This window comes from Thioalkalivibrio sp. ALJ12, from assembly GCF_000378305.1.
In the GTDB taxonomy this organism is placed as follows: domain Bacteria; phylum Pseudomonadota; class Gammaproteobacteria; order Ectothiorhodospirales; family Ectothiorhodospiraceae; genus Thioalkalivibrio.
This window is the reverse complement of record NZ_KB899538.1, coordinates 420870-434440: the sequence shown is the minus strand read 5'-3', so window position 1 is coordinate 434440 and position 13571 is coordinate 420870. Positions and strand designations below refer to the sequence as shown.

At 68.2% G+C, this 13571-nt stretch carries 13 protein-coding genes; 8 read left to right on the top strand and 5 right to left on the bottom strand.

The window, feature by feature from the left end:
* The first annotated feature begins 14 nt into the window (after positions 1–14).
* Both glmS and F467_RS0102085 read left to right on the top strand, forming a co-directional pair.
* Entirely contained in the window at positions 15–1865 is a 1851-nt protein-coding gene (glmS, locus tag F467_RS0102090; protein WP_018139733.1) for a glutamine--fructose-6-phosphate transaminase (isomerizing), read from the top strand.
* Between the two features lie 109 nt (positions 1866–1974).
* Positions 1975–2271 carry a hypothetical protein gene (locus tag F467_RS0102085; RefSeq protein WP_018139732.1) on the top strand — a complete coding sequence of 99 codons (297 nt, stop codon included), beginning with the start codon at positions 1975–1977 and terminating at the stop codon, positions 2269–2271.
* A gap of 77 nt (positions 2272–2348) precedes the next feature.
* Here F467_RS0102085 and dtd read toward each other — a convergent pair whose 3' ends face one another.
* From dtd to F467_RS0102070, 3 genes are all read right to left on the bottom strand, one after another.
* Complete coding sequence (gene dtd, locus F467_RS0102080) at positions 2349–2792, bottom strand: D-aminoacyl-tRNA deacylase (protein WP_018139731.1); 444 nt, start codon at positions 2790–2792, stop codon at positions 2349–2351.
* Positions 2789–3775 (bottom strand): prolyl aminopeptidase, encoded by a 987-nt coding sequence (gene pip / locus F467_RS0102075; protein ID WP_018139730.1) that lies wholly within the window; start codon positions 3773–3775, stop codon positions 2789–2791. The genes dtd and pip overlap by 4 nt, the downstream gene beginning before the upstream one ends.
* A gap of 72 nt (positions 3776–3847) precedes the next feature.
* On the bottom strand, positions 3848–4138 hold the full coding sequence (locus F467_RS0102070; protein ID WP_018139729.1) for a hypothetical protein: 291 nt from the start codon (positions 4136–4138) through the stop codon (positions 3848–3850).
* Between the two features lie 210 nt (positions 4139–4348).
* On the opposite strand from F467_RS0102070, the gene F467_RS0102065 reads away from it, so the two are divergent.
* Positions 4349–5143: a tRNA 2-thiocytidine(32) synthetase TtcA gene (locus tag F467_RS0102065; RefSeq protein WP_020146083.1), complete on the top strand. Its 795-nt coding sequence runs from the start codon at positions 4349–4351 to the stop codon at positions 5141–5143.
* The gene (locus F467_RS0102060; RefSeq protein WP_018139727.1) at positions 5118–6014 is read left to right on the top strand and encodes a lysophospholipid acyltransferase family protein; all 897 of its coding nucleotides are present in this window, start codon (positions 5118–5120) and stop codon (positions 6012–6014) included. The genes F467_RS0102065 and F467_RS0102060 overlap by 26 nt, the downstream gene beginning before the upstream one ends.
* 98 nt (positions 6015–6112) lie before the next feature.
* On the opposite strand, the gene glnA is transcribed toward F467_RS0102060, so the two are convergent.
* Together glnA and F467_RS0102050 are read right to left on the bottom strand one after the other, a co-directional pair.
* Entirely contained in the window at positions 6113–7522 is a 1410-nt protein-coding gene (glnA, locus tag F467_RS0102055) for a glutamate--ammonia ligase (protein ID WP_018139726.1), read from the bottom strand.
* Between the two features lie 196 nt (positions 7523–7718).
* Positions 7719–8993 (bottom strand): cation diffusion facilitator family transporter, encoded by a 1275-nt coding sequence (locus F467_RS0102050; RefSeq protein ID WP_018139725.1) that lies wholly within the window; start codon positions 8991–8993, stop codon positions 7719–7721.
* Between the two features lie 86 nt (positions 8994–9079).
* Here F467_RS0102050 and glyQ point away from each other — a divergent pair, with 86 nt between their 5' ends.
* The 4 genes from glyQ to F467_RS0102030 are packed head-to-tail and all read left to right on the top strand — an operon-like array spanning position 9080 to position 13562.
* Positions 9080–10024 (top strand): glycine--tRNA ligase subunit alpha, encoded by a 945-nt coding sequence (gene glyQ / locus F467_RS0102045; RefSeq protein ID WP_018139724.1) that lies wholly within the window; start codon positions 9080–9082, stop codon positions 10022–10024.
* A 60-nt stretch (positions 10025–10084) separates the two neighbouring features.
* On the top strand, positions 10085–12166 hold the full coding sequence (gene glyS / locus F467_RS0102040; RefSeq protein WP_018139723.1) for a glycine--tRNA ligase subunit beta: 2082 nt from the start codon (positions 10085–10087) through the stop codon (positions 12164–12166).
* A gap of 9 nt (positions 12167–12175) precedes the next feature.
* Entirely contained in the window at positions 12176–12931 is a 756-nt protein-coding gene (locus F467_RS0102035) for a 1-acyl-sn-glycerol-3-phosphate acyltransferase (RefSeq protein ID WP_018139722.1), read from the top strand.
* A complete protein-coding gene (locus F467_RS0102030) occupies positions 12921–13562 on the top strand; it encodes a hypothetical protein (protein WP_018139721.1) in 642 nt (213 codons plus the stop codon). Before F467_RS0102035 ends, F467_RS0102030 begins: the two co-directional genes overlap by 11 nt.
* Positions 13563–13571 lie beyond the last annotated feature (9 nt).

Below are 13571 nucleotides of genomic sequence, written 5' to 3'. Positions count from 1 at the left end.
CATAAGGAGTTTGCATGTGCGGTCTGCTGGCAGGTATTGGTGAGCGCAACCTGGTCCCGATCTTCGTCGAGGGTCTGCATCGACTGGAATACCGCGGGTACGACTCCGCCGGTATAGCCGTCATCGAGGACCGCGCGTTACGCGACGTCCGTGCGGTCGGCAAGGTGGCCACCCTGGAGGAACAGATCGACGCGGCCGGCCTGCAAGGGCCGGTGGGAATCGCCCATACGCGCTGGGCCACCCACGGGCCGCCCACCGAGGTGAATGCCCACCCCCACCGTTCCCGTGACGGCCGGGTCGCCATCGTCCATAACGGCATTATCGAAAACCATGCCCGGCTGCGAGACGAGCTGGCCGCTGCCGGCTGGCACTGCGTGTCGGCAACCGACAGCGAGGTCATTGCCCACCGGATCGAGCAGGCCCTGGTCGACGGGGCCTCGCCCCTCGAGTCCATGCGCCGCGCCTGTGCCGACCTTGAAGGGGCCTATGCCATCGCGGCGGTCTTTGCCGACTATCCCGACGAGCTGATCGTCGCGCGTTTCGGAAGCCCCCTGATCCTCGGGCTCGGAATCGGCGAGTTCTTTGCCGCCTCGGACGTCCAGGCCCTGCTGCCGGTGACCCAGCGATTCGTCGACCTCGAGGACGGAGATATCGCCCGCCTGACGCGCAAGGGCGTGGAGGTCCAGGACCTGCACGGCCAGGCGGTCGAGCGCAGTGTCCGCGAGACCCGCTGCCAGGCAAGCGTTGCCGATCGTGGCGAGTATCGCCACTTCATGCTCAAGGAGATCTACGAGCAACCGCACGCACTGGCGGAGACCCTGTCCGGCCGTCTGGGCGAGGACGCCGTCCTGGAAAACATCCTCGGGCCCGGTACCAGCGAGCGCCTGGCCGAGGTCAGCGCCGTGCAAATCGTGGCCTGCGGCACCAGCTATCACGCCGGAATGGTGGCCGCCCACTGGATCGAGGAGCACCTGGGCCTGCCCGCCCGCGTCGATGTGGCAAGCGAATACCGGTATCGCCGTCACGTGCTGGCCCCGGCCACGCTGCTGGTGGTGATCTCCCAGTCGGGGGAGACCGCCGATACCCTCGCGGTGCTGCGCCAGTCCCAGGACGAGCCGTTCCTGGCCCGTCTGGCCATTTGCAATGTCCCCGAGAGCACCATGGCGCGGGCTGCCGATCTGGTCCTGATGACCCATGCCGGACCCGAGATCGGCGTCGCCTCGACCAAGGCGTTCACGACCCAGCTGGCCGCCCTCGCCACCCTCGTACTCCTGCTGGGCCAGACCGCTACGGCCGCCCGTATGACCGCCGAGGAACGCGTCGCTGCGGTGACGGCCCTGCGCAGCCTCCCCGATCAGGTGGCGCGCATCCTGGCCCTGGACAACCCGATTGCGCGCGTCGCCGAGGATCTGATGGAGCGGCACCACGCCCTGTTCCTCGGGCGCGGGGCGCACTTCCCGATCGCCCTGGAGGGCGCGCTCAAGCTGAAGGAGATCTCCTACATCCATGCCGAGGCGTATCCCTCGGGCGAGCTGAAGCACGGACCGCTCGCGCTCGTGGACACCGAGATGCCGGTAGTCGCCGTGGCCCCCGACGACGCGCAGCTGGAAAAACTCTCCAGCAACCTCCAGGAGGTGCGCGCCCGGGGCGGGCAGCTGATCGTGATTGGCGAGTCCAGTGCGGCGCGTACCCTGGCCCCGGAGGACATCTGGATCGGCCTGCCGCAGAGCGAGCCGCTGAGCCCCTGGCTGGCGCCGATCCTGCTGACCGTGCCGTTGCAGTTGCTGGCCTACCATACGGCGGTGCTCAAGGGCACGGACGTTGATCAGCCGCGCAATCTGGCGAAATCGGTGACCGTGGAATAGCCCCTTGCACGCGGTACTCCCGGAGTTTCTATCAGGAAACGCTTGTATTCGCCGGGCGGGTCGGCTAGATTCGGCCGCGCTCGAATAACCGTACGATCAGGAGTATCCCATGGATCAGCAAGAGCTCAACAACCGCTGCGTCACCCTGTTTCAGTCCCCGCGTATCCAGACCAAGCTCTGGAACCCGCGCATGTTCTGGAACGTCGGCCGCAAGCTGAACGTGACCCCCGAAGAGCTGACCGAGCCCAAGGTCGACCTCTGCGAGCTCGAGGTGATGCTGTCCGCGGCTGCCTACGAGCCGTCCCAGTGCGCCGACAACCTGAATGGTCGCGATGCCGGCCGCGCCGACTTCATCCGTCGTGCCGTGCAGTCCGGCCAGCGTCCGTTCCTGCGTCGCGCCGCCTGATCCGGTCTCCAGACTGGTGATGTCGAGGACCCGGCCTTTGCGCCGGGTCTTTTGTTTGGGCCCTCGGTCAGGCCTCCTCAGCCGCGCGTCTCCAGCCAGAAGGTCACTGGGCCGTCGTTCACCAGGCTGACTTGCATGTCTGCGCCAAAGCACCCGCTAGCGACTTGCGGATGCGATGCCTGCGCCTGCTTCGCCAGATAGTCGAACAGCGCCTGGCCGTGCTCCGGGCTCGCGGCGCTGGTAAAGCTTGGGCGCATCCCCTTGCGCGTATCCGCGGCCAGCGTGAACTGCGGCACTAGCAAGAGCCCCCCGCCGGTATCCTGAAGGCTCAGGTTCATGCGGCCTTCGGCATCCGCGAATACGCGGTAGCCGAGCAGCCGCTCCAGCAGCCGCCTGGCCGCCGCTTCGCTGTCATCGGGCTGCACCGCGACCAGCGCCAGCAGCCCTGGCCCGATCGCACCGGCGCGCTCGCCGCCGATGTTCACCGCGGCCTCGGTCACCCGCTGGATCAGCGCGATCACGTCGAGGCAGCCCCGGTCCCGCCCGAGACCTGCCCCTCGAGATCATCGGCCAGGGTGTCGGTCGCCGCGATCAGCTTGCGCACGATGCCTGGCTCGGCCGCCGAGTGCCCGGCGTCCGCGATGATCGCCATGCGCGCCTGCGGCCAGACCCGATGCAGTTCCACCGCTTGCTCCACCGGACACACCACGTCGTAGCGTCCGTGCACGATCCAGCCCGGTATGTCGCGCAGGCGTGGTGCGTCCCGCAGCAGCTGGTCCGGTTCCAGGAAGGTGTCGTGCATGAAGTAGTGGCACTCCAGCCGCGCCAGGCTTACGGCCACCTCCGGATCGTCGAAATGCGCGATCACGTCATCGTTCGGGATCAGGCAGGAGGTGTGTCCTTCCCAGCCTGACCAGGCGCGAGCCGCGGTGTGCCGGATCTCCGGATCCGGGTCGGTCAGCCGACGGTAGTAGGCCCCGACCAGGTCGTCGCGCTCCTCCGCTGGAATCGGCCGTAGGTAGTGCGCCCAGGCCTCGGGAAACAGGCGGTCGGCCCCCGACTGGTAGAACCACTGGATGTCCCGCGGCCGGCACAGGAATACCCCGCGCAGGATCAGTCCCAGCACGCGATCGGGATGGGTCTGTGCGTAGGCCAGCCCCAGCGTCGAGCCCCAGGAACCACCGAACACCGCCCAGCGCTCGATGCCCAGGTGCTCGCGCAGGCGCTCGATATCGGCCACTGCATGCCAGGTGGTGTTGGCCTCCAGACTCGCGTGAGGCGTCGAGCGCCCGCAGCCGCGCTGGTCGAACAGCACGATGCGGTAGCGCTGCGGGTCGTAGAAGCGCCGATGCCACGGCTCGCAGCCCGAGCCCGGCCCGCCATGCAGAAACACGACCGGAATCCCGTCGGGTGTGCCGCATTCTTCAAAGTAGAGCTCGTGGCCGTCACCGACCGCGAGCCTTCCTGTGCTGTGCGGTTCGATCTCCGGGTAAAGGGTGTCCATTGATCAGTGTTTCCTAGATTGCGGGCCCCGAGTGTCGCCAAAACGTTCGCGCAGGGAAAGTCCGCAGTCCGTCTATTCGTCGATGATCTGCCCCCGATAGACCCGGCGCCGTTGCGGCTCCACGTGGCGTTCCGACGAGTCCGGCCCAGCTTCCGGCGGTGCCAGGTGCCCCGAACGCTGCAATTCGCTGCGCAGCGAGAGCGCGGCGGCCTGGGCGGCGCTCGACTGCGAGCGTGAGGCGTAGTCCAGGATGGCCTCCATGAAGTCGGGGTTGGTGACCGACAGCCGCGCCACCGCCGGGAACTCTGCGCGCAGGTTCCGGCGCAGCTCGGCGGCCAGGCTCAAGCTCTTGCGATCGTGCATACCGGTCCCCCACCGTTGAAGCGCCTGTCCAACCCGTATGCAAGCGCGGTGCCATGCGTGTGGCCCGCGTCCGGCGCTGGGCGCCGGGGCTTCTTGCCTCCACCGGGTGCATAACGGCGCATGGCTGCACCGACAATGGGCGCCATCCGGCAACCGCTGCGGGTATGGCGGCGCTTGCGAAGCGGGCCTCGCCGCCCTATGTTGCGGGCCATGGAAACGCCCGCCGTCCCCACCTCCATCCGCCGCCTGGCCGGCCGCGCCATCGCGGACTTCGACATGATCCGCGAGGGCGACCGGATCCTGGTCGGGCTGTCCGGTGGCAAGGATTCGCTGACGTTGCTGTGGCTGCTGCATGGCCTGGCGCGGCGGGCGCCCGTGCGCTTCGAGGTCGGCGCGGTCACGATCAATCCGGAGATCGAGGGCTTCGAGCCACAGCGGCTGATGGACTATCTCGGTGGTTACGGCATCCCGTATCACTTCGTCTCCGAGCCAATCGCGGAGCTGGCCGGCGAGCACATGGACAACGACTCGTTCTGCTCCTTCTGCTCGCGAATGAAACGCGGCCTGATGTATCGCACCGCGCGCGAACACGGCTACAACGTGCTGGCGCTGGGCCAGCACCTGGATGACCTGGCCGAGAGCTTCATGATGAGTGCCTTCCACGGTGGCCAGCTGCGTACGATGAAGGCCCACTACGCGATCGACGCAGGCGACCTGCGGGTGATCCGCCCGCTGGTCTATGTGCGCGAACGCCAGACCCGCGATTTCGCCGAGGCCGCCGGGCTGCCGGTGATCCTGGACAACTGCCCGGCCTGCTTCGCGATGCCCACCCAGCGCGAACACATGAAGCAGCTGCTCGCGCAGGAGGAGGCCCAGCACCCGCGGTTGTTCCGCAACCTGCGCACAACCCTGAAGCCGCTGATGACCGAGGGCGGCATCCCGCCTCGGACCCCGGCCGATCCACCCGAATCCCGCGATCATGGCCGAACGCCGGCATCTGCGTGACCGGTTGATCGCCGGCGGTCTGCGCCTGCTCGCCCGCCTCCCTCTGCGCGTAAATCATGCGCTGGGCGGGTTGCTCGGCGCGCTGGCCTGGTACTGGCCGACGCGCTCCGCCCGCATCACCCGCCGCAACCTCGAACTCTGTTTCCCGGACAAGGACACCGCCTGGCGCCGCCGGGTCGGGCGTGGATCGCTGATGGCGATGGGCCGGGCACTGACCGAGTCCCCCTGGCTCTGGCAGGCTACGCCGCAAACCCTCGAGCGACTGGCGGTCGAGCCGCCCCGCTACGCCCGCCTGCGCGAACGCGAGGGCGGGCGGGCGCTGTTCCTGTGTGCCCCGCATCTGGGTTCCTGGGAGTTCGCCGGGCTGCAGGCCGCCTGCCACGGGCCGATGGCCACCCTGTACAGCCCGTTCAAGACCCCCGAGATCGACCGCTGGGTGCGCGACGCCCGCGCCTCCACCGGCGCGACCCTGGCCCCGGCCGACCGCTCCGGGCTGCGCGTGCTGCAGCAGTCACGTGATCGCGGCGAGATCATCGGCATCCTGCCGGATCAGAGCCCGAAGGGCGCCTCGGGTACGCATGCGCCGTTCTTCGGCCACCCGGCGCTGACCATGACCCTGCTGCCGCGCCTGCTGCGTGGGCGCGAGGACCATGTCGTGTTCTTGTTCGCCGAGCGCCTGCCGAAGGGGCGCGGGTTTCGCTATCACGAGATCGAGGCCGGGCCGGAGGTTGCCGACCGCGACTTCGCCCGCGCCGCTGCCGCGATCAACGCCCATGTGGAGGCCCTGGTCCGGCGCTGCCCCGAGCAGTACAACTGGGCCTACAAGCGTTTCCACCCGGCCCCCGAGGGCCAGCCCAACCCCTATCGCTGACACCCGGTCGAGCCAGGTTCCGAGCACAAAAAAAGCCGCCGGACCCGAAGGTCGCGGCGGCCGGTGCATCTGGCCCCGAGGGGCCAGATGCGGATGCCTTACAGGCTGTAGTACATGTCGAATTCGACCGGATGGGTGGTCATGCGCATGCGCGTGACTTCTTCCATCTTCAGGTCGATGTAGGCATCGATCATGTCGTCGGTGAACACGCCACCCTGGGTCAGGTATTCGCGGTCCTGGTTCAGGGCTTCCAGCGCCTGGTCCAGCGAATGGCAGACCTGCGGGATGCCCTTTTCCTCTTCCGGCGGCAGGTCGTAGAGGTTCTTGTCCATCGCGTCGCCCGGGTGGATCTTGTTCTGGATGCCGTCCAGGCCGGCCATCAGCATCGCGGCAAACGCCAGGTACGGGTTGGCGGTGGAGTCCGGGAAACGCAGCTCGATGCGGCGGGCCTTCGGGCTCATCACGAACGGGATGCGCAGCGACGCGGAGCGGTTGCGCGCGGAGTAGGCCAGCATCACCGGCGCCTCGAAGCCCGGCACCAGACGCTTGTAGCTGTTGGTGGACGGGTTGGTGAAGGCGTTCAGCGAGCGGGCGTGCTTGATGATGCCGCCGATGTAGTACAGCGCGGTCTCGGACAGGCCGCCGTACAGGTCACCGGAGAACAGGTTCTTGCCGTCCTTGGACAGCGACTGGTGCACGTGCATGCCGGAACCGTTGTCGCCGACGATCGGCTTGGGCATGAAGGTCGCGGTCTTGCCGTGCATGTGGGCCACGTTCTGCACCACGTACTTCAGTACCTGCACCTCGTCGGCCTTCTGCGTCAGCGTTGCGGGGCCGACACCGATCTCGCACTGGCCGGCGGTGGCCACCTCGTGGTGGTGCACCTCGGTAACGAGGCCCATCTCGGTCATCACTTCGCACATGGTCGAGCGGATGTCGTGCAGGCTGTCGACCGGCGGCACCGGGAAGTAGCCACCCTTCACGCCCGGGCGGTGCCCGATGTTGCCGTCTTCGTAGACGCGCTCGGAATTCCAGGAGGCCTCGGAGGAGTCCACGCGGCAGTAGGAGCCGGAGAGGTCCGAGCCCCATTTCACATCGTCGAACACGAAGAATTCATTTTCCGGCCCGAACAGCGCGGTGTCGGCAATGCCGGTGCTCTGCAGATAGGCCTCGGCACGGCGCGCCAGGGAGCGCGGGCAGCGGTCGTAGCCCTGCATGGTGGCCGGCTCGACCACGTCGCAGCGGATGTTCATGGTCATGTCCTCGAAGAACGGATCGATGACCGCGGACTCCGCATCCGGCATCAGGATCATGTCGGACTCGTTGATGCCCTTCCAGCCGGAGATCGACGACCCGTCGAACATCTTGCCTTCCTCGAACGACTCTTCGTCGAGGTCATGGGCTGGAACGGTTACATGCTGTTCCTTGCCCTTGGAGTCGGTGAAGCGGAAGTCGACAAAGCGGACTTCCTTTTCCTGGATCTGCTTCAGCACGTCGGCTGCGGACATGGGAGTCTCCTTAGGTTTGCTCTTGGTCTTTGGGTTCGCCGCGCCGATTCGAGCCCGGCCGGCGTTGAATCGGTTCTATGCAGGCATCATGCCAGTTCGATCGATTGGCCCTGTGACGGTCGTTCAGGACTCATCAGGCCCGTACCACGCGGCGGGCTGCACAATATCCGTGCGCCATCGGCACCACAGTAGTGCATCAAGTCTTTTGTTGCACGCCAGTGGTGCATGGGCGATAGAGGATCTTCACCTCACCCAGCCGGTCCTTCAGGCGCGGATGGCCCTGCAGCGACTGTGACAGGCCCTCGCCCCGCGCGTTCAGGTCCGCGGGCGTGCATGCCCCGTCAAGGCGCAGCGTCAGGGTCAGGTGGATGCGCCCGTTCAGATAGTGCATGGAAAGCTGCTCCAGGCGATCCAGTTCCGGGGTGTCGGCCCAGGCCTCGCGCACCGCTTCGGCGATCTCCGGACGCAGGGGCAGGTTCGAGCTTCGAGCCTGATCTTGGTCGTTTTCCGGGTCCACATGGACCGTAAAATCGCGCAGCCGCTCGTGGCGCTGGGTGACGGCCCCGTACACCGCATCGGCAATCCGGTGTCCCTCGGAAACCGAAATCATCGGGGCGACCTGGATATGCACATCGGCGACCACGTCGCTCCCATGCCGCCGCGTGCGCAGCATGTGCGCATCCTTCACCCCGGGCACTTCCATGATCGTGCGGTGGATGCGCGCGACCTCCTCCGGATCCAGTGCCGTGTCAATCAGTTCGGCCGCGCTGCGCACGATCAGGCGCCCGGCGATATGCAGGATGAACAGGGCAACGATCAGCGCCGCCAGGGCATCCGCCCACGGGAAGCCCGCCACCGCGGCCCCGACCCCGACCAGCACGAACAGCGAGGAGATCGCATCCGTGCGGTGATGCCAGGCGTTCGCATCCAGCATCCGCGAGCCGATCCGTTTCGCCACACGGTGGGTGTACTGATAGAGCCCCTCCTTGGCCACCAGCGTCAGCACCGCAAAGGCGAGCGCGGCCGGGGCCGGCCCTGGGGTCGCGGCGTTGGTATCCATCAGCCGCTGTCCGGCGGCCCAGGCGATCCCGAGGCCGGCCAGTGCGAGGAACACTCCGACGACTACGGTGGCCAGGGTCTCGATACGCCCGTGTCCGTAGGGGTGGTCATGATCGGGCGAGGCCGCGGCCTTGCCAGCGGCGAACAGCACCACACCATCGGTGATCAGGTCCGACAGGGTGTGCACGCCGTCGGCGATCAGCGCCTGCGAGTTCAGCAGCCATCCGCTCAGCAGCTGTGCCAGGGCAAGAAAGGCATTCACCACCGCGCCCACGACCGTTACCCGGCGCGTGGCACGGTAGCGCCGGCCGTTTTCGGGCGAGATCGTGGCCTCGGAGTTGGCGCGGGGGTCGCTCAGGACATCCCTCCCGAACAGGGTCAGGCCCTCAGTATGGGCGTGCCTCCGCCACATGCAAGACGCTTGCACTGCCTTCAGCGGTGGCCGCAGCCGGAGCCCGGCCGATATACTGTCCGCTTTGCCCTGACCCGGGATCCCGCATGGCGCACGAACGCACCCCGTCCAGCAGCAGCCCCACCTTCCAGGACCTGATTCGCCGGTTGCAGGACTACTGGAACGACCACGGTTGCGTGGTCCTGCAGCCCTACGACATGGAGATGGGGGCCGGTACCTTCCATCCGGCGACCTTCCTGCGTTCGATCGGGCCGGAGCCGTGGCGCGCGGCCTATGTGCAGCCCAGCCGCCGTCCCACCGACGGTCGCTATGGCGACAACCCCAACCGCCTGCAGCACTACTACCAGTTCCAGGTGTTGCTGAAGCCGTCGCCGCCGGACATCCAGGATCTCTACCTGGGCTCCCTGGAGGCCCTGGGCTTCGACACGCTCACCCATGATGTGCGCTTCGTCGAGGACAACTGGGAGTCCCCGACCCTCGGCGCCTGGGGCCTGGGCTGGGAGGTCTGGCTGAACGGCATGGAGGTCACCCAGTTCACCTACTTCCAGCAGGTCGGCGGGCTGGACTGCCACCCGGTCTCCGGCGAGATCACCTACGGGCTGGAACGCCTGGCGATGTACCTGCAGGGGGTGGAGAGCGTATTCGATCTGGTCTGGACCGTCGGGCCCGACGGCCGCCCGGTGACCTATGGCGACGTCTATCACCAGAACGAGGTGGAGCAGTCCACCTACAACTTCGAGCATGCCGATCGCGATGCCCTGTTCGCCGCCTTCGACCAGCACGCAAACGAGAGCGACCGCATGATCGAGCTGGGCCTGCCGCTGCCGGCCTACGAGCAGATGCTGCGCGCCTCCCACAGCTTCAACCTGCTGGATGCCCGCGGCGCGATCTCGGTCACCGAGCGCCAGCGCTACATCCTGCGCGTGCGCGAGCTGTCGCGAAACGTCGCCCAGAAGTACTACGAGTCGCGCGAGGCCCTGGGCTTCCCGCTATGCGCCGACGACGACGCGAACAAGCCCGACGCCGCCTGAACCCTTTTCCGGACCGTGCGCCCGACCGCGCGGCCCTGATGGACCCGAACTGGACCCGACATGGCTGAAGCCCGCGAACTCCTGATCGAACTGGGCACCGAGGAGCTGCCCCCCACCGCCCTGCCCCGCCTGCGTGACGCCCTGGCCCAGGGCCTGGCCACCCGCCTGCGCGAGGCCGGGCTGGAACCGGGCGCGCCCGAGGCCTTCGCCACCCCGCGGCGGCTGGCCGTGCTGTTCCCCGATGTGCCCGCGCGCCAGCCCGACCAGCTCCAGGAGCGCCGCGGCCCGGCCGTGGCCGCCGCCTTCGACGCCGCCGGCGAGCCGACCAAGGCGGTGCTGGGCTTTGCCCGCTCCTGCGGAGTGGAGGTCGAGCGCCTGGAACGCGAGACCACCGACAAGGGCGAATACCTGGTCTTCCGCCAGATGCAGCCGGGCCGCGCCCTCGGCGAGCTGCTGCCGGAGATGTTGGAGGCCGCGCTGGAGGCCCTGCCCACGCCCAAGCGCATGCGCTGGGGCAGCAGCCGCACCGAGTTCGTGCGCCCCGCGCACTGGCTGGTCGTCCTGCACGGGACCGAGGTGCTGGAGATGACGGTGCTGGAGCAGACCGCCGGGCGGGCCACGCATGGTCACCGCTTCCACCAGCCCGGTGCGCTGGAGCTGAAGCGCGGCAACGACTACGCCGAGCGGCTGCGCAGCCCTGGCTTTGTCGAGCCGTCGTTCGAGGCGCGGCGCGAGAACATCCTGGCGCAGGTGCACGAGCAGGCCAAGGCCCTGGGCGGGCGCGCACTGGTCGATGCCGACCTGCTGGACGAGGTGACCGCGCTGGTGGAGTGGCCGGTGGCCCTGACCGGCGGTTTCGATCCGCGTTTCCTGGATGTCCCGCAGGAGGCGCTGATCTCTACCATGCAGGACAACCAGAAATACTTCCCGGTGGTCGACGAGGCCGGGCGCATGCAGCCGCACTTCATCGTGATCAGCAACATCGAGTCGCGCGACCCGCACGCGGTGCGCGACGGCAACGAGCGCGTCCTGCGCCCGCGCTTCGCCGATGCCGAATTCTTCTGGCAGCAGGACCGCAAGAAGCGCCTGGAGGAGCGGCTGGACGCGCTGGACTCGGTGGTATTCGAGAAGCGCTTGGGCACGCTGCGCGACAAGTCCGTGCGTCTGGAGGCCCTGATGCAGCGCCTGGCCGGCCTGATGGGGCTGGATGCCGGGCTGGCCGCGCGCGCCGCGCGCCTGGCCAAGTGCGATCTCGTGACTCAGATGGTGTTCGAGTTCACCGAGCTGCAGGGCACGATGGGCCGCTACTACGCCCTGCACGACCGCGAGGACGAAGCGGTCGCGGCCGCGATCGAACAGCACTACTGGCCGCGCCAGTCCGGCTCCGAGCTGCCGGATGTCCCGCTGGCCCAGGCACTGGCGCTGGCGGATCGGCTGGATACGCTGGTCGGGATCTTCGCGATCGGCAAGCAGCCCACCGGTACCAAGGACCCGTTCGCCCTGCGCCGCGCCGCGCTGGGGCTGGTGCGCATCCTGGTCGAGCGCGAACTGCCGCTGGCCCTGACCCCGCTGCTGCAAGCCGCGGCCGAGCCGATCCGCGAACGGGTGCCGGAGGCCGACCAGGCGGTGGAACCGGTGCGCGAGTACATCCTGGAGCGCCTGCGCGGCTACCTGCTGGAGCAGGGCCAGGCGCACGAGACCATCGAGGCGGTGGCCGCGGTCGTGCCCGATACCCCGCTGGACTTCGTCCGCCGCGTGCGCGCGGTCAGCCTGTTCCGCGAGCGCCCGGAGGCCGAGGCCCTGGCCGCGGCGAACAAGCGCATCCACAACCTGCTGCGCAAGGCCGGCGAGGAGGCCGAGGCCGACCTCGACCCCGAGGCCCTGGCGCTGGACGAGGAGCGCCAGCTCTACCAGGGTCTGCAGGCGGTGCGTCCCGGCGTCGAGCAGGCGGTGGCCGATGGCGACTACCTGCACGCACTGGGCGAGCTGGCGGGCCTGCGTGATCGTGTCGATACCTTCTTCGACCAGGTGATGGTGATGGCCGAGGATGCCGCCGAGCGGCGCAACCGCCTGGCGCTGCTGCGCGAACTGCGCCGCGCGTTCGAGACCGTGGCCGACATCGGCCGCCTGGCCACGGGATAGCGCCGCCGCATGCTCCCCCTGATCCGTGGCCTCCTGTTCCAACTGGGGTTTATCGGCTCCACGCTGGTGTTCGGCCTGCTGGTCCCGCCGCTGATCTGGCCGCTTACGCGCCCGGCGCGCTATCGCGTCCTGACCCAGTGGGGGCGCTTCAACGTCTGGTGGCTGCGCATCACCTGCGGGCTGGACTACCGGGTGCGCGGTGCCGAGCACATCGACCCCTCGCGGCCGCATGTGGTGCTCTCCAAGCACCAGTCCGCGTGGGAGACGGTCGCCTATGTGGCGATCTTTCCGATGCAGACCTGGGTGCTCAAGCGCGAGCTGATGCGCATCCCCCTGTTCGGCTGGACCCTGTCCATGCTGGACCCGGTCCCGATCGACCGCGAGGCCGGGCGTCAGGCGCTGGAGAACCTGGTCGCGGAGGGTCAGCAGCGCCTGGACCAGGGCCGCTGGGTGATCGTCTTTCCCGAGGGGACGCGCGTGGCACCGGGCGAGCACGGGCGCTACCGCCAGGGCGGCGCAATACTGGCGGCACGCACCGGATACCCGGTGCTGCCGGTGGCGCTGAACAGCGGGAGCTTCTGGCCGAAAAAGGGCCTCCGGCGCTACCCCGGCACCATCGAGGTGGTGGTCGGCCCGCCAGTCGAGACCGCCGGGCGCAAGCCCGTCGAGGTACTAAGCGAAGCCGAAGAATGGATCGAGACCACCATGGCCGAGATCGAGCCGCGTCCCGCGAAATCGCCGTCGGAGGAGCCGCATGGGCAGTGAACCGCTGATCAGTGCCCCGCTGGTCGAATTGCGTGACCGCAGCATCTACCGCGTGGGCGCCTCGGACCCGACCGTCTGGCTGATCGACGACCGCGAGCTGGGGGGCGTGCTGGTCAACGCCCCGGCGTATTCCGAATCCCTGCTGGAGGCGATTCGGGCGATCACAAAGCCCGCCTACCTGTTTTTGCCCAGTCGCCATGGCGCGCAGGACCTGGATGCCTGGCGGGCGGCTGGGCTGGAGACCCTGGCGTTCGAGGCCGAGGCACCGGCAATCCGTGCGGCCGGCGGCGAGATCGACATCGCCTTCAACCGCAAGCAGCGCCTGTCGCGCACCATCGATTTCCTGCCGATGGCCGGGGTGACCGAGGGCACCTGTGCCCTGCGGCTGAAGAACCTGCCGGGCGTCGTGTTCTTCGGGCCCGCGCTGGCGCCGGGGGCGGATGGCTGGCCCACGCTGATCCAGACGCCGGACGATCATTCCTTCGAGGCGCGCCTGTTCGGCGCCCTGGGCGTGAAGGACCTGAAGTTCGCCTACGCCTTCTGCGACCGCTTCGACCCGGCCGGCACGCAGTACGGCCCCGACGCCGACCAGCACATCCAGGCCCGCATCGAGGCCGTGTTCGACGAATAGCAGGACCGC